Annotated in this window: 20 protein-coding genes; 18 read left to right on the top strand and 2 right to left on the bottom strand. The window is 70.2% G+C overall.

Annotated elements, in window-relative coordinates; genetic code table 11:
• Window positions 1-92 precede the first annotated feature (92 nt).
• From ACZ6S0_RS13900 to ACZ6S0_RS13855, 10 genes are read left to right on the top strand one after another with little or no spacing between them, the layout of a single operon-like run.
• Entirely contained in the window at window positions 93-1,487 is a 1,395-nt protein-coding gene (locus tag ACZ6S0_RS13900; protein WP_465916249.1) for an extracellular solute-binding protein, read from the top strand.
• Window positions 1,462-2,394 carry a carbohydrate ABC transporter permease gene (locus tag ACZ6S0_RS13895; RefSeq protein WP_465916247.1) on the top strand — a complete coding sequence of 311 codons (933 nt, stop codon included), beginning with the start codon at window positions 1,462-1,464 and terminating at the stop codon, window positions 2,392-2,394. The genes ACZ6S0_RS13900 and ACZ6S0_RS13895 overlap by 26 nt, the downstream gene beginning before the upstream one ends.
• A complete protein-coding gene (locus ACZ6S0_RS13890; protein WP_465916245.1) occupies window positions 2,391-3,209 on the top strand; it encodes a carbohydrate ABC transporter permease in 819 nt (272 codons plus the stop codon). The genes ACZ6S0_RS13895 and ACZ6S0_RS13890 overlap by 4 nt, the downstream gene beginning before the upstream one ends.
• A complete protein-coding gene (locus tag ACZ6S0_RS13885; RefSeq protein WP_465916243.1) occupies window positions 3,209-4,273 on the top strand; it encodes an ABC transporter ATP-binding protein in 1,065 nt (354 codons plus the stop codon). The genes ACZ6S0_RS13890 and ACZ6S0_RS13885 overlap by 1 nt, the downstream gene beginning before the upstream one ends.
• The gene (locus ACZ6S0_RS13880) at window positions 4,270-5,460 is read left to right on the top strand and encodes a CehA/McbA family metallohydrolase (protein ID WP_465916242.1); all 1,191 of its coding nucleotides are present in this window, start codon (window positions 4,270-4,272) and stop codon (window positions 5,458-5,460) included. Before ACZ6S0_RS13885 ends, ACZ6S0_RS13880 begins: the two co-directional genes overlap by 4 nt.
• Entirely contained in the window at window positions 5,451-6,344 is an 894-nt protein-coding gene (locus ACZ6S0_RS13875) for a TIM barrel protein (RefSeq protein ID WP_465916240.1), read from the top strand. Before ACZ6S0_RS13880 ends, ACZ6S0_RS13875 begins: the two co-directional genes overlap by 10 nt.
• Window positions 6,341-7,420, top strand: a complete 1,080-nt coding sequence (locus tag ACZ6S0_RS13870) for a Gfo/Idh/MocA family protein (protein WP_465916238.1) — start codon at window positions 6,341-6,343, stop codon at window positions 7,418-7,420. The genes ACZ6S0_RS13875 and ACZ6S0_RS13870 overlap by 4 nt, the downstream gene beginning before the upstream one ends.
• Window positions 7,417-10,161 carry a glycoside hydrolase family 38 N-terminal domain-containing protein gene (locus tag ACZ6S0_RS13865; protein WP_465916236.1) on the top strand — a complete coding sequence of 915 codons (2,745 nt, stop codon included), beginning with the start codon at window positions 7,417-7,419 and terminating at the stop codon, window positions 10,159-10,161. The genes ACZ6S0_RS13870 and ACZ6S0_RS13865 overlap by 4 nt, the downstream gene beginning before the upstream one ends.
• Window positions 10,162-10,196: 35 nt before the next feature.
• Window positions 10,197-11,111 carry a hypothetical protein gene (locus ACZ6S0_RS13860; protein WP_465916234.1) on the top strand — a complete coding sequence of 305 codons (915 nt, stop codon included), beginning with the start codon at window positions 10,197-10,199 and terminating at the stop codon, window positions 11,109-11,111.
• Window positions 11,112-11,126: 15 nt separating this feature from the next.
• Window positions 11,127-11,417, top strand: a complete 291-nt coding sequence (locus ACZ6S0_RS13855; RefSeq protein WP_465916232.1) for a hypothetical protein — start codon at window positions 11,127-11,129, stop codon at window positions 11,415-11,417.
• On the opposite strand, the gene ACZ6S0_RS13850 is transcribed toward ACZ6S0_RS13855, so the two are convergent.
• A complete protein-coding gene (locus ACZ6S0_RS13850) occupies window positions 11,393-12,853 on the bottom strand; it encodes a PucR family transcriptional regulator (protein WP_465916230.1) in 1,461 nt (486 codons plus the stop codon). The genes ACZ6S0_RS13855 and ACZ6S0_RS13850 overlap by 25 nt on opposite strands.
• 69 nt (window positions 12,854-12,922) lie before the next feature.
• On the opposite strand from ACZ6S0_RS13850, the gene speB reads away from it, so the two are divergent.
• The 3 genes from speB to ACZ6S0_RS13835 are packed head-to-tail and all read left to right on the top strand — an operon-like array spanning window position 12,923 to window position 16,054.
• Entirely contained in the window at window positions 12,923-13,858 is a 936-nt protein-coding gene (speB, locus tag ACZ6S0_RS13845; protein WP_465916226.1) for an agmatinase, read from the top strand.
• On the top strand, window positions 13,855-15,372 hold the full coding sequence (locus ACZ6S0_RS13840; protein ID WP_465916224.1) for a purine-cytosine permease family protein: 1,518 nt from the start codon (window positions 13,855-13,857) through the stop codon (window positions 15,370-15,372). Before speB ends, ACZ6S0_RS13840 begins: the two co-directional genes overlap by 4 nt.
• Window positions 15,373-15,418: 46 nt before the next feature.
• Window positions 15,419-16,054: a cyclase family protein gene (locus ACZ6S0_RS13835; protein ID WP_465917855.1), complete on the top strand. Its 636-nt coding sequence runs from the start codon at window positions 15,419-15,421 to the stop codon at window positions 16,052-16,054.
• A gap of 18 nt (window positions 16,055-16,072) precedes the next feature.
• On the opposite strand, the gene ACZ6S0_RS13830 is transcribed toward ACZ6S0_RS13835, so the two are convergent.
• Window positions 16,073-16,564 (bottom strand): Lrp/AsnC family transcriptional regulator, encoded by a 492-nt coding sequence (locus ACZ6S0_RS13830; RefSeq protein WP_344877400.1) that lies wholly within the window; start codon window positions 16,562-16,564, stop codon window positions 16,073-16,075.
• A gap of 199 nt (window positions 16,565-16,763) precedes the next feature.
• Between ACZ6S0_RS13830 and ACZ6S0_RS13825 the strand changes: the two genes are divergently transcribed.
• The 5 genes from ACZ6S0_RS13825 to ACZ6S0_RS13805 are packed head-to-tail and all read left to right on the top strand — an operon-like array spanning window position 16,764 to window position 22,153.
• Window positions 16,764-18,197 (top strand): gamma-aminobutyraldehyde dehydrogenase, encoded by a 1,434-nt coding sequence (locus ACZ6S0_RS13825; RefSeq protein WP_465916222.1) that lies wholly within the window; start codon window positions 16,764-16,766, stop codon window positions 18,195-18,197.
• Window positions 18,198-18,215: 18 nt separating this feature from the next.
• Window positions 18,216-19,292, top strand: a complete 1,077-nt coding sequence (locus ACZ6S0_RS13820) for an ABC transporter ATP-binding protein (protein WP_465916220.1) — start codon at window positions 18,216-18,218, stop codon at window positions 19,290-19,292.
• 27 nt (window positions 19,293-19,319) lie between these two features.
• Complete coding sequence (locus ACZ6S0_RS13815; RefSeq protein WP_465916217.1) at window positions 19,320-20,513, top strand: polyamine ABC transporter substrate-binding protein; 1,194 nt, start codon at window positions 19,320-19,322, stop codon at window positions 20,511-20,513.
• A 3-nt stretch (window positions 20,514-20,516) separates the two neighbouring features.
• A complete protein-coding gene (locus tag ACZ6S0_RS13810; protein ID WP_465916216.1) occupies window positions 20,517-21,368 on the top strand; it encodes an ABC transporter permease in 852 nt (283 codons plus the stop codon).
• Window positions 21,365-22,153 carry an ABC transporter permease gene (locus tag ACZ6S0_RS13805; protein ID WP_465916214.1) on the top strand — a complete coding sequence of 263 codons (789 nt, stop codon included), beginning with the start codon at window positions 21,365-21,367 and terminating at the stop codon, window positions 22,151-22,153. The genes ACZ6S0_RS13810 and ACZ6S0_RS13805 overlap by 4 nt, the downstream gene beginning before the upstream one ends.
• Window positions 22,154-22,180: the final 27 nt, after the last annotated feature.

Genomic DNA, 22,180 nt, shown 5'->3' with positions numbered 1-22,180 from the left:
TTTCGAATACGGCCGGGCCTTTACGTCATATGGATGTCATGACATATTGGCCCATGGCTTCCTCCCCATTAAGGACACGTCGGAGGGTTTGCATGGCATTGCGGAAACGGTCGATGGGTGTGGTCGCGGTGGTCGCCGCGACCGGTCTGGGGCTCGCCGCCTGCGGCCAGTCGTCCGGCGGGGGCGGAGGCGGTGACACGATCGAGCTGACGATCACCCAGAACGCCATCGCGGGCGGCAAGAACGCGGCCGCCGCGAAATACGTCGCCGACTGGGTCATCCCCAAGTTCGAGGCGGCGCAGAAGGCGAAGGGGAAAAACGTCACGGTCAAGTTCGTTCCCAGTGGCGTCGACGATGAGCAGTACAAGACCAAGCTCTCCCTCGACCTCAAGTCAGGCAAGGGCGCGGACGTGATCGACATCGACGGCATCTGGGCCGGCGAGTTCGCCGAGGCCGGCTACATCAAGCCGCTGTCGGAGCTGGTCGGGGCCGAGGCCGACAACTGGGACGGCTGGGCCCAGATCCCCGAGGCGGTGCAGGGGATGACCGAGTTCAACGGCAAGAAGTACGCCCTGCCGGTCGGCACCGACGGCCGCGTGCTCTACTTCAACAAGAAGCTGTTCGCCGCCGCCGGGCTGCCCGCCGACTGGCAGCCCAAGAGCTGGCAGGAGGTCCTCGACGCCGGGACCAAGCTGAAGTCCTCCGGCGTGCCCGTGCCGATCCAGATCAACGCCGGCACCGCCATGGGCGAGGCCACCTCCATGCAGGGCGTGCTGCCGCTGCTCGCGGGCGCGGGCGGCGAGGTGCAGAAGGACGGCAAGTGGACCGGCGCCGCCCAGCCGCTGAAGGACGCGCTCGGCCTCTACCAGAAGATCTACGGCGGCGGCCTCGGCGACCCCAAGCTGCAGCAGGAGGCCAAGGGCCGCGACAAGTCGTTCCAGCAGTTCGCCGAGGGCAAGATCGGCATCCTCATGGAGGGCGACTACTTCTGGCGCGGCGTCGTCAACCCCACGGACGGCGTGGCCAAGATGGCCGACCGCGACCAGACCGTCGGGTACGCCCTGATCCCCGCCATGGAGCCCGGCAAGGGCCTGCGCGGCCAGGACTTCGTCAGCATGTCCGGCGGCGCGCTGCGTACGGTGAACCCCAGCAGCAAGCACCCCAAGGAGGCGTTCGAGCTGGCGGCCTTCACGCTCTCGCCGGAGGCGCTGAAGGAGGAGACCAAGGACGGCAACGTCCGCATCACGCCGCGCGCCGACGTCAACAAGGAGATCCTCGCGGGAGAGCCGCTGCTGACGTTCATCTCGGAGAAGGCGCTGCCGCTGACGGCCTACCGTCCGCCGGTCGCCGTCTACCCGCAGGTGTCCGTCGCGCTGCAGGAGGCCACCGCCGCGGTCGTCAGCGGCACCGCGCCCGACCAGGCGGCGGCCGACTACCAGAAGAAGCTCGAAGGAATCGTCGGTGGCGCGGGCAACATCGCCTCCTGAGGTCAGTGCCGAGCGCGACGCCCAGGCCCTCCGCTACAGCTCCGACGCGGCGGGCCTGGGCAGGGCGCGCGCCGCGGCCTTCATGGCCCCCGCGCTGCTGCTGGTCGCGGCCTTCCTCGTCTTCCCCGCCCTCTGGGTGCTCTACCTCGGGCTCACGAACTACCGCCTGACCGGGGTCGCCGCCGCGGAGCCGCAGTTCGTCGGGCTCGGCAACCTCCTCGACGCGATCTCCAACCCGGACTTCTGGAACTCCACGTGGCTGACCGTGCAGTTCGTGCTGGGGTCGGCCGTCATCGGCCAGGTCGGGCTCGGCTTCACCATCGCCTGGCTGCTGCGCGACCGGCGCGGGACGCTGAAGCGGCTGGTCGAGGGGCTCGTCATCCTGGCCTGGATCCTGCCCAGCGCCATCGTGTCGTTCCTGTGGGTGGCGCTGCTCGACCGCGACGGCGGCACGCTCAACGCGCTGCTCGGCCTGCCCGGCTTCGCCTGGCTGCTCGACCACCCGATGTTGTCGATCATCGTGTTCAACACCTGGCGCGGCACCGCGTTCTCGATGATGCTGTACGGCGCCGCGCTCGGCAACGTGCCGCCCTCCCACCTGGAGAGCGCCCGCCTGGCCGGGGCCTCCGGCTGGCAGCAGCTCAGGGACGTGGTGTTCCCGCACATCAGAGGGCACATCCTGACCAACCTGCTGCTGATCAGCCTGTGGACGTTCAACGACTTCACCCCGTTCCTGCTCACCGCGGGCGGGCCCGACGGCAGGTCCGAGGTGCTGGCCGTGCACGTGTACAAGGTCGCCCTGCAGGGCGGCGAGCTGGGCTACGGGGCCGCCGTCTCGACGGTCATCCTGCTGATCAACCTGGTCGTGGCGGTGTTCTACCTGCGGCTGCTGCGGAGCAAGAAATGACGCGGTTCGTGCTGGGCCGGATCGGGTTCTACACCCTGGTCGCGGTGCTGCTGGCCTTCTTCACGGTGCCGCTGCTGTGGCTGGTGACGGCGCCGTTCACGTCGAACCCCACCTACGAGGTCGCGGTCCCGGACTTCACCTGGGCCAACTTCCAGGCCGTCCTGGAGCACCCGTACGCGCTGCCCTCGCTGTGGAACTCGGTCGTGCTGTCGGCGGGCACCGCCGTCCTGGTCGTGATCCTGGCGGCGCTGGCCGCCTACGCCCTGAGCCGGGTGCGGCTGCCCGGCCGCGACGCCCTGCTGTACGCGTTGCTGCTGCTGTCGTCGATCATCACGGGGACGGCGGCCATGGTGCCGCTCTTCCAGCTCGCGGTCGAGCTGAACCTCATCGACTCGCAGTTCGGGCTGATCCTCATCCTGACCGGCGGGCTGCTGCCGGCGGCGATCTTCATGCTGAAGGACTTCGTGGACGCCACGCCGAAGTCGTACGAGGAGTCGGCCCGGGTGTTCGGGGCCTCGCCGCTGCAGATCGTCCGGCACGTGGTCGTCCCCCTGGTACGGCCCGGTCTCGCGACCATCGCCGTGTGGGCCGTGGCGAACGTGTGGGGCAACTTCCTGATGCCGTACCTGCTGCTGAGCGATGTGGAGAAGCAGCCGGCCGCGGTGATCACGTACACCTTGTACACCGAGGGCGGTCAGGCCAATCTGAGCATGTTGTCCACGTTCGGGCTGCTCTATTCGATCCCGGTGGTGCTCATGTACCTGTTCGTCAGCAAGAAGTACGGCTTCCGCTTCCACGGAGGGATCAAGCGTTAATGGCCGCCATCGAACTACGCGGACTGACCAAGGTCTACCCCGGCGGGGTGAAAGCGCTCGACGCGCTCGACCTGAAGGTCCCGGACGGCGAGTTCTTCGCCCTGCTCGGGCCCTCCGGCTGCGGCAAGACCACGCTGCTGCGCACCATCGCCGGGCTGGAGACCGCCACCGGCGGCGCCGTGGTCATCGGCGGGCGCGACGTGACCGGCGTGCAGCCCGGCAGCCGGGACGTGGCCATGGTGTTCCAGGACTACGCGCTGTTCCCGCACATGGACGTCACGGACAACATCGCCTACCCGCTGCGCATCAAGAAGGTGGCCAAGGACGCGCGCCGCGACAAGGCGGCCGAGGTGGGGGCGCGGCTCGGGCTCGACCACCTCATGGACCGGCGGCCAGGCCAGCTCTCCGGCGGGCAGCAGCAGCGGGTCGCGCTGGCCAGGGTGATGGCCACGCAGGCGCAGGCGTTCCTGTTCGACGAGCCGCTGTCCAACCTGGACGCCCGGCTGAGGCTGGAGGCCCGTACGTTCCTCAAGAAGCTCCAGCGCGAGCTGGGCGTCACCACCGTCTTCGTCACCCACGACCAGGCCGAGGCGCTGGCCATGGCCGACCGGATGGCGGTCATGGAGGCCGGGCACATCAGGCAGATCGGCACGCCGGCCGAGGTGTTCCAGCGGCCGGCCAGCACGTTCGTGGCCGGCTTCATCGGGTCGACACCCATGAACCTGCTGGACGGCGCCGTACGAGGTGACACGCTGGAGGTGGCAGGCCACAAGGTCGCGGTCCCGGCCTCCGCAGGGGGGCTGCTGTCCGACGGGGAGAAGATCGTGTACGGCGTGCGGCCGGAGTACATGTCCTACTCGGCCGGGCCCGTGGACGGCGCGCTGGGCGGGAAGGTGGCGATCGTGGAGAATCTGGGCGCGTCCCATCTGGTGACCCTCGACGTCAACGGCGTGACCGTGCAGGCCGTCGTGCCGGAGGGCAGCGAGCCCGCGGTCGGCGACGAGGGGTATGCCGCGCCCCGGCGCGACCGCGCCCTCGTCTACCGGGACGGAGCGCTGGTGTGAGGGGCCGCTGGACGCTGGACGACCGGCTGGAGCGGATCCTGCGGGAGGTGCCGTTCGAGGTGCCCACGGGGACGGCCGCGGTGACCGTGCGCCTGGCCTACGACCGCACACAGGGGGTGATCGACCTCGGGTGCGGCTCGCCCGACGGCTTCCGCGGCTGGTCGGGGGGCGCGCGCGACGAGTACACGATCGCCCGCGACTGGGCCACCCCCGGCTACCTGCCTGGCGAGCCCGAGGCCGGCACGTGGCACGTGTGGCTGCGCCTGCACCGCGTCCCGCCGCAGGGCCTCGACTACACGCTGGACGTCACGACCCACGCCACCGCTCCGCCCGAGCCCGTGACGCAGGAGCCCCCGCACGGCGAGCGCCCGCCCCGCAGGGACATCCCCGACGTCGACGGCCTGCGCTGGTACGCCGGCGACTTCCACGCCCACACCGTGCACAGCGACGGCAGCCTGACCATCGCCGAGCTGGCCGAGCTGGCCCGCGGCCGCGGCCTCGACTTCCTGGCCGTCACCGACCACAACACGGTCAGCCACCACCCCTGGCTCAGCAAGATCGACCGGGACGTCACGCTGATCCCCGGCCAGGAGGTCACCACCGACCGGGGCCACGCGAACGTGTTCGGCGATGTCGGCTGGGTCGACTTCCGGCAGCCCGCCGACTCCTGGGCCGAGCACGCGGACCGCGCGGGCGGGCTGATGTCCGTCAACCACCCGCTCGGCGGCGACTGCGCCTGGCTGCTGCCGATCACCCGCCGGCCCCGGGTCGCCGAGGTGTGGAGCTCCGGCTGGTGGGACCGCCGCTGGGGCGCGCCGCTGGCCTGGGCCGACGCCTGGCGCGACGACGTGATCGCGATCGGCGGCAGCGACTTCCACCGGCACGGCTCCGACGGCCTGCCCGGTTCGCCCACGACCTGGGTGCTCGCCGAGGACCCGGCCGAGGACACAGGGGCGGTGCTGGACGGCGTACGCGCCGGGCGCACCGCCGTCTCCACAGGACCCGACGGGCCGCTGCTGCTCCGGCTGGGCGGCGAACTGCTCGCGCTGGACGCCGACGGCCTGGTGCTGGTACGCCCCGACGGCACGCGCCAGGTGGTCCGCGGCGACCGCGTGCTCCTGCCGGCCGTAGAGGGCCAGCATCGGTTGGAAACCCACGAGAACGAGGTGATCGCCCTATGCGCGTGAGGAAAGTGGCCAACGCCCCCGTCAGCTTCGGCGTGTTCGAGCTGAGCGACGCCCCGCCGCCGCTGACCGCCGACGAGATGGTCCGCGCGCTGGCCGAGGCGGGCTACGAGGGCATCGACTCCGGGCCGATCGGCTACCTGGGCACCGGCTCCGAGCTGACGGACCGGCTCAGCGGGGCCGGGCTGCTGCTCTGCGGCGGCTGGGTGGACCTGCGCTACGGCGACGCGGGGGCGTACGAGGGCGGGCTGCCCGCGCTGGAGGCCGCGCTCGACGTGTTCGCCGCCGCCCCGGCGGGTGACCTGCCGCCGCGGCCCACCCTGGCCTGCTCGGGCTCGGCGGAGCGCTTCGCCCGGCCCGGCGGGAGCGTTCCAGGGCTGACGGCCGCCGAGTGGCCCGCGTACGCCGCCCGCGTCCAGCAGGCCGCGGACCGGTGCCGCGAGCGCGGGTTCGAGCCCGCCTTCCACCACCACCTCGGCACGTACGTCGAGACCCCCGACGACGTCGAGCGCCTGCTGGAGCTGACCGACGTGCAGCTCTGCCTCGACACCGGCCACCTGCTGCTGGCCGGGGGAGACCCGGTGACCAAGCTGCGCGAGTGGTCGGACCGGGTCGGGCACGTGCACATCAAGGACGGCGACACCAAGATCCTCGCCCAGGCCCTGGCCGACGGCGTCGACCTGCGCGAGCTGATGGGCCGCGGCGGGTTCGCCCGGCTCGGGGAGGGCGAGCTGGACCTGCCCGCCGTCGTGCGCACGCTGGACGAGATCGGCTACGCGGGCTGGATCGTCATCGAGCAGGACACCCTCCCCGGGCGGCGCACGGTCGCCCAGAACATCGCCGACCAGGCGGCCAACCGACGGATGCTGAAGGACTTGGGACTTTGAGAATCGCGCTTGTGGGTTGCGGGGCCGTCACCCAGGCGGTCTACGTGCCGCTGCTGTCGAGGCGGCGCGACCTGTTCGAGGTGAGCGCCGTCTGCGACCTGTCGCGGACCCTCGCCGACGCCGTGGGCGATCGGCTGGGCGCCGCCCGGCGCTACACCGCGGTGGCGGAGATGCTCGCCGACGGCGGCTTCGAGGCCGTGGTGGTGCTGGCCTCGGGCTCCCACGGCGAGACCGTGCGGCAGGCGCTGGCCGCCGGGTACGCGGTGCTGTGCGAGAAGCCGCTCGCCCTGACCAGGGCCGAGGTCGCGGCGCTGCCCGAGGGGCGGCTGATGGTCGGCTACATGAAGCAGTACGACCCGGCCGTGCGCCGGGCCGAGGAGGTGCTGGCGGAGCTGGGCGGGCCCGAGGCGATCAGGTCGGTCGAGGTGACCGTGCTGCACCCGAGCGGCGAGTCACAGCTCGCCTTCGCGAACCTGACGCAGGCCCGCGACGTCGACCCGGGCCTGCTGGCCTCGCTGCGCGCGGCGGAGGAGGAGCTGATGTCGCGGGCGGTCGGCGAATCGGCGCCGGCGGCGGTGCGAAACCTGTACGGGGTGTCGCTGGGCTCGATCTGCCACGACCTGTCGCTCCTGAGGCGCTTCACCGGCTCCCCTTCGGAGATCTCGCACGTCGAGACGTGGGGTGACGTGCCCGGCTCCATCGAGATCTCCGGGCCGCTGCCGGTCCGTGGCAGGTTCTCCATCCGCTGGCACTACCTGGAGGACTATCCCGCCTACCGCGAGACCGTGGCCGTCCACCACGATCAGGGCTCGCTCGAACTGGTCTTCCCCTCGCCCTACCTGATGAACGCCCCGACCACGCTCACCGTCGTGTCCGCGGGCGAGAGCCGGACGGATTGGCGTGAGGTGACCGAGGCGTTCGAAGTGCAACTCGCGGCCTTCCATGCTTTCGTGAACGATGGCAAGCCGCCGCTCACCGACGTGGGCGGCGCGCTCGATGACATCGTCACGGCGCAGCGGATCGCGGCACGCTACGCCGTACAGCACGCACTGAACATTGGAGGGGAAGCTGCGTGAGCAAGGAGATCGTGGTCGTACCGCACACGCATTGGGACAGGGAGTGGTACGAGCCGTTCCAGCGGTTCCGGCTCCGGCTGGTGGCGCTGCTCGACGAGGTGCTCGACACGATGGAACGCGAGCCCGCCTACCACTTCACCCTTGACGGGCAGCTCGCCTGCGTGGACGACTACCTCGAAGTACGCCCGGAGAACCGCGACCGCGTGGCGGCGCTGGTGGAGTCGGGGCGGCTGGCCGTGGGTCCGTGGCAGATCCTGCTCGACGAGTTCCTGTGCTCGGGCGAGAACATCGTCCGCAACCTGGAGCTGGGCATGGACCGGGCCGACAAGCTCGGCGGCGCCATGCCGGTCGGCTACCTGCCGGACATGTTCGGTCACACGGCGCAGATGCCGCAGATCCTGCGCAAGGCCGGGCTGCTGCACGCCTGCGTCTACCGCGGGGTGCCGTCCTCGGTCACCACCGACGCGTTCGCCTGGGTGGCGCCCGACGGCACGGCGCTGCGCACGCAGTACCTCCCGGCGGGCGGCTACGGCAACGGCGCGCACCTCTTCTCCGACGCGACGTGGCTGAAGGAGCGGGCGGAGGCGTTCGTCGCCACCATGCGGGGGTGGCACGGTCCAGAGGGCTCGCTGCTGGCGATGTACGGCACCGACCACTCCGCGCCCGTACGCGGCCTGCCGGACATGGTGACGGCCATCGACGCCCGCATGGACACCCTGACCGGCTACCTCTCGGCCTACCCCGGCGAGGTGGACGGCCTGCCGCGGGTGCACGGCGAGCTGCGCTCCCACGCCCGCGCCAACATCCTGCCCGGCGTCATCTCCATCCGCCCCCACGTCAAGCAGGCCATGAGCCGCGCCGAGCGCATGGTCGAGCGTTACGCGGAGCCGCTGGCCACGCTCTGGGGCGACGAGTGGCCCGGCCGCTTCCTCGACATGGCCTGGTGGCGTCTGGTGGACGCCAGCGGCCACGACTCGGTCACCGGGTGCGGCGTCGACGACACCGCCCAGCAGGTCGCCGCCCGCATCGCCGAGGCCGAGCACCTCGGGCAGGCCGTACGCGACCTGGTGACCGCCCGCCTGGCCGAAACCGTGCCGTCCGGCGGGGTGCTCGTCGTCAACCCGACCCCGCGCACCCGCCAGGGGGTCGTGGTCCTGGATCTCGCGGGCATCGACCCGCTGGTCGACCCCTCGGGCGCGCCGGTGCCCACCCAGCCCCTGGAGTACGCGGCCACGCTGCTCTTCGACGAGGAGATGGACCCGGCCATCGCGCTGACCTTCATCCACGGCACCGAGCTGTTCGGGCAGCACATCGCGGGCTGGTCGATCGAGGAGGACACGCTGACGTTCAGGGTGGCGCGGGAGCCCTCGGTGCTGTTCGACGTGGACGACATGCGGGACGACGTCGAAGGCGTCACCCGCGTCCGCATCGTCGCCGAGCCCCGCCGTACCGTGGCCGCGCTGGTCGAGGTGCCGCCGCTCGGCCACACGAGCATCCACCCCGCGCCCTACGAGGACGTCTACAGCCCCGACGAGGAAGAGGCGGGGGGCCGACTCCTGGTGGGCGAGCACCACCGGTCCTGCTGGCTCAGCTCCGACTCGGCCGAACTGCCCGTCAGAGGCAGCGCGAGGCTGCTGGACAACGGCCTGCTGCAGGTCACGATCGCCGACGACGGCACGCTGCGGCTGCTGGGCGAGGACGGCACCGTGGTCACCGGGGTGGGCCGCATCGTGGACGGCGGCGACGTGGGCGACACCTACAACTACGCGCCCCCGCCGGCCGACCTGATCATCACGGAGCCGTCGACCATGGAGACCGAACTGCTCTGCAGCGGTCCGCTGGTGGCGATGGTGGACGTGCGGCGCACGTACGAGTGGCCGGCCACGAGCGAGGGGCTGCAGGGCGCTCCGGAGCTGCCCGGGCTCACGCGCGCGCCCCGGCTGGAGGAGATCGTCGTCACCACCCGGGTCGAGCTGCGCGCGGGCGAGCCGTTCGTGCGGCTGCGCGTCGAGTTCGACAACCGGTGCGACGACCACCGGGTACGCCTGCACGTGCCGTTGCCGTCGGCCGCCGAGGAGTCGTACGCGGAGGGGCAGTTCGCGGTGGTCACCCGCGGGCTCGTCGCGGAGGGCGGCTGCGGGGAGACCCCGCTGCCCACCTTCCCCGCCTCCTCCTGGGTGGCCGCCGGGGGCGTGGCCGCCCTGCTGGAACACGTCACCGAGTACGAGATCACGGGCGGCGAACTGGCCCTGACCCTGCTCCGCTCGGTCGGCTACCTCTCCCGCAACCGCAACCCCCTGCGCCCCGAGCCCGCCGGGCCCCAACTGCCCACTCCGGCGGCGCAGTCGCGCGGGGTCCGGTCGGTGAGCCTGGCGCTGATGCCGTACCGGGAGTCGTGGGAGGAGGTCGTGCCGCAGGCGGAGGCCTTCCGCCACGACCTGCTGGTGGTGCCGGGGACGGGCGACCGCGCCCGCGCGCTGCCCGCGCCCGCGGCGGGCCTGTCGGTGACGGGGGACGGCGTGGTGATGACCTCACTCCGCGACCGCGCCGGGTGGCGGGAACTACGCGTGGTGGCATTGACGCCCAGTGACACGGAAGCGGTCATCTCCGGCAATCTGCTGGAGGCCCGGCATGCCGACCTGAGAGGGCGTCCGGGGGAGTCTGTGCAGGTCACTGATGGTGTGGTGCGGTTGCCGCTGAATGCTTGGGAAATTGCGACCATCCAGTTTCGTCAACGCTAGGTAATGAATCGAACGCACGTAGTAATGTCGCGGTCATGGTCACTGCACAACACGAAGGTCTGAACAAGATCGCGACCTTCAATCTCGAACATACGAGAGACATGCTGCGGGCGCTGTTCGACCTACCGCTTCCGAAGTCGGGTGAGGCGCGCATCGCCTCCCCCGACCTCTCGGAGGTGGACCCCGGCGTCAGCCGGGCCGACAGCGCGATTCTGTACGGCGAGGGAGAGGAGAAGTTCGGGGTCATCGTCGAGACGCAGCGCGGCCTCGACGACGACAAGCACTACGCGTGGCCGGAGTACATCGCCAATTTCCGGTCACGCGAGAGATGTCCAGCCTGTCTGGTCGTCATCTGCCCGAACCGGAAAGTGGTCAGGTGGGCGACGAGGGAGATCCCCACCGGCCATCCCGGGTTCACCTTGACGCCCCTGCTCATCCACCAGGGCAACACGCCGCTCATCGTCGACGTCGAGCAGGCCGTCGAGAACATCGGCCTGGCCGTCATCTCGGCCATCACCCAGAGCGAGCATCCCAGGTTCAAGGAAGTCGCGGCCACGCTGCAACGGGCGCTGGGTCACATCGACCCGAAGCAGGCGTGGCGGTACGCTCGATACATCAACCTGTCACTGGAAGGTGACGCACAGGAAGAGTGGGACCGAGGCATGAAGTTGGAGACGTATCCGTACCAAGGCGAGTACGCCAAGGGTCTCTGGGCCGGGGGTAAGCAGGAGGGGCGGATCGAGGGCAAGATCGAAGGCAAGATCGAGGGCAAGATCGAGGGCGAGGCGGAGGCGGTGCTGAAGATCCTCAATACACGCGGAATCGCAGTGTCCGAGGAGGTGCGGGAGCGGGTTCTGGACTGTCAAGACCCGGAGACCTTGGATGTGCTGCTTCAGCGGTCCATCATGGTCAGGTCGGGGGACGAACTCTTCGCCGAGCCGATCGGCTAGGGCCCGGGTACGCACATGACGACGTATCTGTACGAGGGCGAGTATGCCGAGGGTCTCAAAGCCGCGGGCCGGATCGCGGGCCGGATCGAGGGCCGGATCGAGGGCCGGATCGAGGGCACGGCGGAGGCGGTGTTGGAAGTCCTTGACGCGCGAGGGATCGCGGTGTCCGACGTAGTGCGGGAACAGGTTCTGGGCTGCCAGGACATGGCGACCCTGGATGTGCTGCTCGGACGGGCTCTTGTGGTCGAGTCGGCGGAGGAGATCTTCGCTGAGCCGTTCGGTCAGGGGCTCAGCACGCCGAGTTGACGGGCGGCTCGGACGGCCAGCCACACCTCGGCGAACGCGGCGCTCGACGACAGATCGCGCCCCGTGAGCGTCGCGAAGCGGCGTAGGCGGTAGGACAGCGTGTTGGGATGGATGTGGAGGGCGGCCGCGGCGTCCTCCACATGACGGTTGCGTTCCATCCACACCCGTACCGACGTCAGCAGCTTCGAGTCGTGGGCCGAGTCGTAGGCCAGCACCCCGCCCAGCACATGGTCCACCAGGGCGGTGAGAGTCGCGGGGTCGTCGGGGAGCCAGCGGCCCGTGGTGTCCTCGCCGTAGTGGACCAGCTCCTTCCCCGATTCGGCCGCATGCGAGACGGCCCAGACCGCCTCCCGTTGCGCCACCCGCAGTGAGTCCCCCGGCGGGAACGGGCGGCTCGCCCCTGCCGCCGCCCCAGGCACAGACGCCACGGCCGGGCCCAGAGAAGGCGGGCCCAGGACGTAGTGGTCGTCGCCGCGGCGCAACATCAGGTGCGGCAGCATGTCGAGGGCGCGGCGCAGGGCGTCGTCCGGCACCCCGCGCACCACGAGCAGGATCGTGTCCCCACCCGTGGGCAGCCCCAGCCGGGCCAGGCGGCGGCGGGCGGCCGGCGGGTCGAGCAGGTCCTGGAGCAGCTCGGCCAGCGTCTCGGCACCCTCCCTGCGCAGGGTCTCGCGTTCGTGCCTGGCCATGGCCACCTGCAGGGCGGCCACGGTGGCGATGTGCTGGACCACGGCCAGGCCGGCGGGTCTGGCGCCCTCGCGTTCGAAGGCCACCAGGTAGCCCGCCGAGCCCCCGGGCGCCGAGACCGGCAGGGCGAAGCCGCCGGGGATCGTGGGCGGGGCGTCGGGCTCGGCGGGCAGCACGTCGAGCGGGGGCACCGGCACGCCGGGCAGCAGCGGCAGGCCGTGGCGGGTCGAGAGGTAGACGTCGTATCCCGACAGGCGTTCCAGGCGTTTGAAGAGCGTGGCGGTGTCGAGGTCTTCCGCGGCCAGCCAGCGCAGCGCGCCGAAGACCTGGAGCTGGGCCGCCAGGCGTTCGCCGGCGTCCTCTCTGAGCGCCGCCGCCACCTCCTGCGCGATCGCGATGAACGGCACCGCCAGCGGCACCTCCAGCACCGGCATGCCGCGCTCCGCCGCGGCCTCGAAGAACGCCGGATGCAGGGGCGGCACGTGGAGCTGGGCCGACAGGGCCAGGGCCGAGACGCCGGCGTCGTCGAGGCGTTCGAGGTAGGCGCGCTGCGCGGCCGGGCTCCGGGGCACGCCGATGCCGGTCGTCATGATGACCTCGGCCCCCAGCAGCCACGGCGTCGGGTCGTCCAGCTCGCTCACGTGGGCCCACGAGACCGAGCGCGATAGCCCGGCCTCGCCCGCGAGCACGCGGAGCTGGAGGGCGGGGGAGCGCAGCAGGTCTTCTACGGTCACTTTGTGGTCAGCCACAACACACACCGTAATACTTCGTGGCAGCTACAATTGCCGCTGGTCAGAGCCATGACGAACACTGACCGCATGAACACAGGCCCCGTCGACTCCTCCAAGGTCCCGCGCTTCGCCGGGTTCGCCACGTTCGCCCGCCTGCCCCGCCTCGACGAGGTCGGGCGGGCCGAGGTGGCGGTCGTGGGCGTGCCCTTCGACACGGGCGTCTCCTACCGGCCCGGCGCCAGGTTCGGGCCCGCCGCGGTCAGGGAGTCCTCGCGGCTGCTGCGGCCGTACCATCCGGGTCTGGACGTCTCCCCGTTCGAACGGGTGCAGGTCGCCGACGCGGGCGACATCGCGGTCAACCCGTTCGACATCGGCGCCGCCATCGAGACGATCGAGGGCGCGGCCGACGAGCTGGACGCCCGGCTCGTGACCATCGGCGGTGACCACACGATCGCGCTGCCGCTGCTGCGCTCGGCCGCCAGGAAGCACGGCCCCGTGGCGCTGGTGCACTTCGACGCGCACCTCGACACCTGGGACACCTACTTCGGCGCCGAGTACACGCACGGCACCCCGTTCCGGCGGGCGGTCGAGGAGGGGATTCTCGACACCGAGGCGCTCAGCCACGTCGGCATCCGCGGCCCCCTCTACGGCAAGAAGGACCTGGAGGACGACCGGCGGCTCGGGTTCGGCATCGTGACCGCGGCCGACGTGCTGCGACGCGGCCTGGACGAGGTGATCGACCTGCTGCGGCAGCGGGTCGGCGACCGCCCGCTCTACGTCTCGGTCGACATCGACGTGCTCGACCCGGCCCACGCCCCCGGTACGGGCACCCCGGAGGCGGGCGGCCTGACCAGCAGGGAGCTGCTGGAGATCCTGCGCGGCCTGGCCGGGCGCAACCTCATCGGGGCGGACGTGGTCGAGGTGGCCCCGGCCTACGACCACGCGGAGATCACCTCGATCGCCGCCTCCCACGTGGCCTACGACCTCGTCAGCCTGATGGCACTCCAGGAGAACGGAACATGAGCGGCACCCCCATCACCGAGATCGAGACGTACGGGGTCGAGCGCATCCCCGACGCCGACCGCACCGCGCGTCCCCTCGACCTGTTCCGGGTGGCGTTCGGGGGCGCGAACACGTTCGCCACCTGCGTGCTCGGGGCCTTCCCCATCCTGTTCGGCCTGTCGTTCTGGCACGGGCTGGCCGCCACCGGGCTCGGCCTGGTGGTGGGGGCGCTGATCCTGGCGCCGCTGTCGTTGTTCGGGCCGCTCAACGGCACCAACAACGCCGTCTCCTCCTCGGCCCACCTGGGCGTGCACGGCCGGGTGGTCGGCTCGTTCCTGTCGCTGCTGACCGCGATCGCGTTCTTCTCGATCTCGGTGTGGTCGTCGGGCGACGCGCTGGTGGGCGGCGCGCACCGGCTCGTCGGGCTGCCGGACACCGACCTGTCGTACGGCGTCGCGTACGCGATCTTCGCGGTCCTCGTGCTCGTGGTCTGCGTGTACGGCTTCCGCTTCATGCTGTTCGTCAACAAGATCGCGGTGGCGGCGGCGTCCCTGCTGTTCGTGGTGGGCGTGTTCGCGTTCGCCGGCGACTTCGACCCGTCCTACCCGGGTACGGTCGCGGCCGGCGACCCGCTGTTCTGGCCCTCGTTCATCGGCGCGGCGCTGATCGTGCTGTCGAACCCGGTCTCGTTCGGCGCCTTCCTGGGCGACTGGTCGCGCTACATCCCGGCGGACACCCCGCGCGGGCGGGTGATGGCGGCGGCGTTCCTGTCGCAGCTCGCCACCATCCTGCCGTTCCTGTTCGGCCTGGCCACGGCCTCGATCATCGCGGCCAAGGCCGCCGAGTACGTGGATCCGGCCGCCCCCAACTACGTCGGCGGCCTGCTGGCCGTCTCTCCCGGCTGGTACTTCGTGCCCGTCTGCCTCATCGCCCTGATCGGCGGCATGTCCACCGGCACGACCTCGCTGTACGGCACCGGCCTCGACTTCTCCAGCGTGTTCACCCGCTTCTCCCGGGTCCAGGCCACGGTGTTCATCGGCACGCTGTCGATCGTGTTCATCTTCGCCGGGCGTTTCGCCGCGAACCTCACGCAGAGCATCTCCACGTTCGCCACACTGATCATCACGTGTACGGCACCCTGGATGGTGATCATGATGCTCGGCTACGTGACCCGGCGTGGCTGGTACGACCCCGAGGCGCTGCAGGTCTTCAACCGGCGCCAGCGCGGCGGCCGCTACTGGTTCACGCACGGCTGGAACTGGCGCGGCCTGAGCGCCTGGCTGATCGCCGCCGTGCTCGCCCTGATGTTCGTCAACCTGCCCGGCCAGTTCGTCGGCCCGCTGGGGGACCTGGCCGGCGGGGTGGACGTCTCCCTCCCGCTCGGGCTGGCCGTGGCGGCGCTGCTCTATCTGGCGCTGCTGGCCGCCTTCCCCGAGCCGCGCGAGGTCTACGGGCCGCGCGGGCCGCGCCTGGTCCGCTCGGCCGACACCCCGATCCTGCCGATCGTGGACGCCGCCACAGAACCGGTCGCGTGATGGCCGGTGACGTGATGGCCGGTCGCGAGGAGGCTGTGGTCGCGTGATGGAGCTGGTCGACCTGTCGGTGCCGATCGAGACCGGGATGCCCGTCTATCCGGGCGATCCCGAGGTCTCGGTCGCCCCGGCGCTCACCGTGGCCCGCGACGGCGTCAACGTGCTGGGCCTGCACCTGGGCTCCCATTCGGGCACCCACGTGGACGCGCCCTGCCACATCGACGACTCGCTGCCCGCGCTGGACGAGCTGCCGCTGGAGCGCTTCTGCGGGCCCGCCGTCGTGGTGGACGTGCGCGGGCTGCCGCCGGGCTCGGCGATCGGGGCGGAGCCGTTCATGGACGTGCGGGCGGGGACGATCGTGCTGGTCGCCACCGGGTGGTCGGCCCACTGGGGGAGCGGGGCGTACGAGCGGCATCCGTACCTGTCCGAGGAGGCGGCCGGGCTGCTGGTCGGGCGGGGGGTGCGGACGGTCGGGATCGACGCGCTCAGCGTGGACCCGACGCCCGCCGACGACTTCCCCGCGCACCGGGCGCTGCTGGGCGCGCACGCCGTCATCGCCGAGAACCTGACGGGGCTGGACCGCCTGTTGGCCGCCGGTGAACGGCCGATCGAGGTGTTCCTGTTGCCGCTGCGACTGCCGGGGGCGGACGGGGCACCCGTGCGCGCCGTGGCCAGAGTCGGCTGACGTGCCGCGCCGAACGGACTAGCGGGTGCCCCAGGAGTAGGTCTGCTTGCGCAGTTTCAGGTACACGAACGACTCCGTCGCGCGTACGGCCGGAATCGCGCGGATCTTGCTGAGGATCTCCAGCAGGTGCCCGTCGCCCTCGCAGACCACCTCCACGATCACGTCGAAGGAGCCCGCGGTGAGCACCACGTAGTCGATCTCGTCGATGGCGGCCAGTTCGTCGGCCACCGACTCCAGGTCGCCCTCGCAGTTGACGCCGATCATGGCCTGCCGGGGGAAACCTAAGGTGAGCGGGTCGGTGACCGCGACGATCTGCATGACGCCCGCGTCCTGCAGCCGCTGCACCCGCTGGCGGACGGCGGCCTCCGACAGCCCGACCGCCTTGCCGATCGCCGCGTACGGCTTGCGGCCGTCGGCCTGGAGCTGCTCGATGATCTGCTTCGACAGGTCGTCGAGGACCACGGGGCCGGAATTTGGGTGGTTGCGGCGTACGCGGGGCGGCGTGGTCATTGAGAGGATTCCTCCTACCGGTCCGGCGTCACGGGGGCGGTCCCGGCGGGTCCGTCCTGGTGCGACATGTTGTCAGTTCCTGGCGGTCTGTCAAGCGAATTCGTAGCGATTTGATATCTTCACCACGAAATCCCTTGTCCAGATGCGTGTGCTCTGTCAGAGTCGCGGCATCTCAGCCACCTCACGAGGAGGCCATACCTTGACCACCCGTCTGCAGAACTACATCAACGGTGGGTTCGTGGACGCGAAGAGCGGCCGATTCTCCGACATCATCGATCCCTGCACGGGCGAGGCGTACGTCCAGGCGCCCGTGTCGGGTCCCGAGGACGTCGACGCCGCCTTCGCCGCCGCTGCCGCCGCGTTCGAGTCGTGGGGCAGGACCACCCCGGGCGAGCGGGCCAACCTGCTGCTCAAGGTCGCCGACGCGATCGACGCCCGGGCCGACGAGATCAACGAGGCCGAGTGCCGCAACACCGGCAAGCCCCGCGCCCGCATGGCCGAGGACGAGACGCCGGTCGCCGCCGACCACTTCCGCTTCTTCGCGGGTGCGGCGCGCACGCTCGAAGGCCCCACGGCCGGTGAGTTCCTCGCCGAGCACACCAGCGTCATCCGGCACGAGCCGATCGGCGTCGTCGGCCAGGTGACGCCGTGGAACTACCCGATGATGATGGCGGTCTGGAAGATCGCCCCCGCGCTCGCGGCCGGCAACACGGTCGTGCTCAAGCCGTCCGACACCACTCCGGCCTCAACGCTCAAGCTGGCCGAGATCCTCGGCGAGGTGCTGCCCGCGGGCGTCTTCAACGTCGTCACCGGCGACCGCGAGACCGGCGCCCTGGTCGTCGCCCACCCGACCGCCTCCATGGTCGCCATCACGGGCTCGGTCGGCGCGGGCATGTCGGTCGCCAGGAGCGCCGCCGACGACCTCAAGCGCGTGCACCTCGAACTCGGCGGCAAGGCGCCGGTCGTGGTCTTCGAGGACGTGAAAGACCTGCGCAAGGCCGCCGCCGACATCGCCACCGCCGGTCTGTACAACGCCGGCCAGGACTGCACGGCCGCCTGCCGGGTGCTCGTGCAGGAGAGCGTGCACGACGAGTTCGTGGCGGCTCTCACCGAGGCCGCCGCGGGCACGGTCACCGGCGACCTGGACAACGAGGAGGCGCTCTACGGCCCGCTCAACAACGCGAACCAGCTCGCCAGGGTCCAGGGCTTCGTCGAGCGGGCCCCGGCGCACGCCAAGGTGCTCACCGGCGGGCAGCGGGTCGGCGAGAAGGGCTACTTCTTCGCCCCCACCGTCGTGGACGGCCTCAGGCAGGACGACGAGATGGTGCAGAACGAGGTCTTCGGCCCCGTGATCACCGTGCAGACGTTCGCCGACGAGGCCGACGCCCTGGCCAAGGCCAACGACGTGAAGTACGGCCTGAGCGGCTCGGTCTGGACCTCCGACCACGGCCGCGCGATGCGCATGTCGAACCGCCTCGACTTCGGCGTGGTCTGGGTCAACACGCACATCCCGTTCGTCTCGGAGATGCCGCACGGCGGCTTCAAGCACTCCGGGTACGGCAAGGACCTGTCGGTGTTCGGTCTGCACGACTACACCAGGGTCAAGCACGTCATGCACTACATCGGCGAATAGCAAGGAACGATCCTGGAGATGACCGGGCTGAGTGCGATCGAGCTTGAAGACGTCGTCAAGGAGTATCACTCGCATGGCGAGGTCGTCCAGGCGGTCAAAGGCGTGACGCTGGACATCGCCGAGGGGGAGTTCTTCTCCCTCCTCGGCCCGTCCGGCTGCGGCAAGACCACGACGATGAGGATGATCGCGGGCTTCGAGGCCCCCTCGAAGGGCCTGGTGCGGCTGCACGGCCAGGACGTCACGAACGTCCCGCCGAACAGGCGCGACGTCAACATGGTCTTCCAGTCCTACGCGCTCTTCCCGCACATGAGCGTCTGGGACAACGTGGCGTTCGGGCTCAAACAGCGCAGGACGCCCCAGGAGGAGATCGGGCGGCGGGTCGGCGAGATGCTGGAGATCGTCGACCTGGCCGGCCGGGAGAAGCGCATGCCGCGCGAGCTGTCCGGCGGCCAGCAACAGCGTGTGGCGCTGGCCAGAGCCCTGGTCAACCGCCCCAGGGCGCTGCTGCTCGACGAGCCGCTGGGCGCGCTCGACCTCAAGCTGCGCCAGGCCATGCAGATCGAGCTCAAGCGCATCCAGCGCGAGGTCGGCATCACGTTCGTGTACGTCACCCACGACCAGAACGAGGCGCTGACCATGAGCGACCGCATCGCCGTCATGAACGACGGCCTGGTCGAGCAGCTCGCCGGGCCGCGCGAGATCTACGAGCGGCCCGCGACGCCGTTCGTGGCCGGGTTCATCGGCACCTCCAACCTGCTGGCCGGCGCCGCGAACGGCGGCGAGCTGAAGATCGGCGGCGGCCGGGTGCTGGTGCCAGGCCACGACGGCGAGGTGACGGTGACCGTACGGCCCGAGAAGATCACCATCGGCACCGAGGAGCCCGGCCAGGGGCTCAGCGCCGTGCGCGGCACGGTCACCGAGGTCGTCTACCTCGGCACCTACACCAGCTACGCCGTGGATCTCGCCGCCAGGGGTGAAACGATCATCACGGTGTTTCAGCAGAACGTGCACGACGCCACGGCCACGGCGGAGCGGGGCGACTCCGTGTGGCTGTCCTGGCAGGCGCAGCACTCGTACGTGATTGGAAGTGGATAGCACCTCATGAACCCCTTCATGCGCGGAATGACGCAGCCCCGCACCCGTCGTGACGTCTTCAGGCTCGCCGGTGCCTCCGCCGCCGGGCTCGCCCTGGCCGCCTGTGGCGTGCAGGGGCAGAAGGCGGCGCCCCCCAAGGCCGACGCCGTGGCCGACTTCTGGGCCAAGCAGAAGAAGAACGGCAAGGTCGTCTTCGCCAACTGGCCCGAGTACATGCCGGAGGACAAGGCTCCGCTGGAGAAGTTCAAGCAGGACACCGGCATCGCGTACGAGTACAAAGAGGTCATCCAGGAGAACGCCGAGTTCTTCGGCAAGGCCGACCCCGTGCTGCGCGCCGGTCAGTCGCTGGGCTACGACATCGTGGTCATGACCAACGGCATCCAGCTCCAGCACATGATCGAGCTGGGCTACGCGGTGGCGCTCGACCACTCCAAGCTCCCGAACTTCCAGGCCAACGCCGGGCAGAAGTACAAGGAGCGGGCCTACGACCCCGGTAACAAGTACACGGTCCCCTACACCTCCGGCGTGACCGGCATCGCGTACAACACCGAGTACGTCAAAGAAGAGATCACGAGCATCGAGGCGTTGTTCGATCCCAAGTACAAGGGGCGGGTCGGCATGATGGCCGACGCGCAGGAGATCGGCAACTTCGGGATGTTCGCGCTGGGCGTCGACCCGGAGAAGTCCACCGAGGCGGACTGGCAGAAGGCCGGGGAGAAGCTCAAGGCGCAACGCGACGCCGGAATTGTGCGGAAATATTATGATCAGTCGTATATCGACGCCGTGTCGAAGGGCGACGTCTGGCTGACCATGGCCTGGTCGGGCGACGTGTTCCAGCGCCAGCTCGCCGGTGAGCCCGTCAAGTTCGTCGTGCCCGCGGAGGGCGGCACGATCTGGACCGACAACATGCTCATCCCCAAGGGCGCGGCCAACCCGCTCGACGCCCTCATGCTGATGGACTACCTCTACCAGCCGGCCGTGGCCGCCGAACTGGACGAGTTCATCCAGTACGTCACCCCGGTCCCCGCCGTCCAGGACCTGCTGCGGGAGAAGGCCAAGACGGCCACGGGCGAGGACAAGAAGGCCCTGGAGGACATGGTCGACAGCCCGCTCATGTTCCCCACCGAGGCCGACTACGCCAAGCTGCGCAGCTACACCCGGCTCACCACCCAGCAGGAGCAGGTGTTCAACCCGATCTTCCAGTCGATCACCCAGGCGTAGGCGATGAGGCGGCTCACCCCCTACCTGCTCGCGTTGCCGAGCTGGATGTGGCTGGCGATCTTCCTGGTCGTGCCCATGGTCGCGATGGCCTCGGTCTCGCTGCAGACCGGCAACGCCATCGACGGCTTCGCCATGACGTTCAGCTTCTCCAACTACGGCGACGCGATCAGCCGCTACAGCCCCCAGCTCGTCCGCTCGCTCGTCTACGGCGGGCTCGCGACCGTGGCCATGCTGGTGATCGGGTACCCGGTGGCGTACTGGATCGCCTTCAAGGGCGGCACGCGCAAGTCCGTCTACCTGTTCCTGCTCCTGCTGCCGTTCTTCGTCTCGTTCGTGCTGCGGACGATCTCGTGGAACTTCCTGCTGTCGGACAACGGCATCCTGTTCGGCACGCTGAAGGGCTGGGGGCTGCTGCCCGCCGACTTCCACGTGCTGGCCACCACGTTCGCCGTGGTGGGCGGGCTGACGTACAACTTCCTGCCGTTCATGATCCTGCCGATCTACGTGGCGCTGGAGCGGGTGGACCCACGGGTGGTGGAGGCGGCCCAGGACCTGTACGCGAGCCGGACGGCCGCCTTCCGCCGGGTGGTGCTGCCGCTGTCGCTGCCAGGGGTGTTCGCCGGGGTGCTGATGACGTTCGTGCCCGCCACGGCCGACCCCATCAACGCGGCGATCCTCGGCGGCACCGCCAACACGATGATCGGCAACATCATCCAGACCGAGTACCTGACGAACCTCGACTACCCGACCGCCTCCGCGTTGTCGTTCACGCTGATGGCGGTGCTGCTGGTGGGCATCTTCGTCTACGCCAGGGCGCTCGGCACCGAGAACGTCCTCGAGGCGGCGGCCCGATGAGACGGACCACGCGCCTCGGCGACCGCCTCCTGCACCTCTACACGTGGCTGGTCATCATCTGGCTGTCGTCGCCGATCGCCGTGATGATCCTGTTCGGCTTCAACGACAAGCAGAGCAAGTCCAACACCACCTGGCAGGGCTTCACCCTCCGCTGGTACGCCGAACTGTTCGACATCTCCGACCTGACCGTGGCGCTGCGCAACACGCTGGTGATCGCCCTGGTCAGCACGGTCGTCACGGTGGTGATCGGCACCATGCTCGGCCTGGCGCTCGGCCGGCACCGCTTTCGCGGGAAAGGGGTCACGAACTTCCTGGTCTTCGCCGCCATCTCCACGCCCGAACTGGTGATGGGGGCCTCGCTGCTGTCGTTGTTCGTCTCGGGCAACGTGCCGCGCGACTCGAGCACGATCATCGTCTCCCACGTGCTGTTCTCGCTCTCGTTCGTGGTCGTGACGGTGCGGGCCAGGGTCGTCACGCTGGACCCGGCGCTGGAGGAGGCGGCCAGGGATCTCGGCGCGACGACCTGGGGCACGTTCCGGCAGGTGACGCTGCCCTCGATCATGCCGGGCGTGCTGGCGGGCGCGATGTTGTCGTTCGCGCTGTCCATCGACGACTACGTGGTGACCAGCTTCGTCAACGGCTCGACCGTGACCTTCCCGCTGTGGATCGTGGGCGCGGTGAAGACCGGCATCCCACCGCAGGTCAACGTGATGGGTACGCTGATCTTCGGCATCGGCGTGCTGATCGCGATCGCGAATGCCGTCGCGGCGCGGCGCCGGGCCTGAGCGGGTCCGACAGGCTTCCCCTCCGCG

The organism is Nonomuraea sp. NPDC051298 (assembly GCF_055586305.1).
Note: the sequence above shows the minus strand (reverse complement) of the source record. Positions and strands in the feature narration are given on the sequence as shown.

Bases quoted from the DNA above. Each gene is read 5' to 3' on its own strand.
- ACZ6S0_RS13900 (WP_465916249.1), top strand. From the start codon at position 93: ATGGCATTGCGGAAACGGTCGATGGGTGTGGTCGCGGTGGTCGCCGCG.
- ACZ6S0_RS13890 (WP_465916245.1), top strand. From the start codon at position 2,391: ATGACGCGGTTCGTGCTGGGCCGGATCGGGTTCTACACCCTGGTCGCG.
- ACZ6S0_RS13885 (WP_465916243.1), top strand. From the start codon at position 3,209: ATGGCCGCCATCGAACTACGCGGACTGACCAAGGTCTACCCCGGCGGG.
- ACZ6S0_RS13875 (WP_465916240.1), top strand. From the start codon at position 5,451: ATGCGCGTGAGGAAAGTGGCCAACGCCCCCGTCAGCTTCGGCGTGTTC.
- ACZ6S0_RS13860 (WP_465916234.1), top strand. From the start codon at position 10,197: ATGGTCACTGCACAACACGAAGGTCTGAACAAGATCGCGACCTTCAAT.
- ACZ6S0_RS13855 (WP_465916232.1), top strand. From the start codon at position 11,127: ATGACGACGTATCTGTACGAGGGCGAGTATGCCGAGGGTCTCAAAGCC.
- speB (WP_465916226.1), top strand. From the start codon at position 12,923: ATGAACACAGGCCCCGTCGACTCCTCCAAGGTCCCGCGCTTCGCCGGG.
- ACZ6S0_RS13840 (WP_465916224.1), top strand. From the start codon at position 13,855: ATGAGCGGCACCCCCATCACCGAGATCGAGACGTACGGGGTCGAGCGC.
- ACZ6S0_RS13835 (WP_465917855.1), top strand. From the start codon at position 15,419: ATGGAGCTGGTCGACCTGTCGGTGCCGATCGAGACCGGGATGCCCGTC.
- ACZ6S0_RS13830 (WP_344877400.1), bottom strand. From the start codon at position 16,564: ATGACCACGCCGCCCCGCGTACGCCGCAACCACCCAAATTCCGGCCCC.
- ACZ6S0_RS13820 (WP_465916220.1), top strand. From the start codon at position 18,216: ATGACCGGGCTGAGTGCGATCGAGCTTGAAGACGTCGTCAAGGAGTAT.
- ACZ6S0_RS13815 (WP_465916217.1), top strand. From the start codon at position 19,320: ATGACGCAGCCCCGCACCCGTCGTGACGTCTTCAGGCTCGCCGGTGCC.
- ACZ6S0_RS13810 (WP_465916216.1), top strand. From the start codon at position 20,517: ATGAGGCGGCTCACCCCCTACCTGCTCGCGTTGCCGAGCTGGATGTGG.
- ACZ6S0_RS13805 (WP_465916214.1), top strand. From the start codon at position 21,365: ATGAGACGGACCACGCGCCTCGGCGACCGCCTCCTGCACCTCTACACG.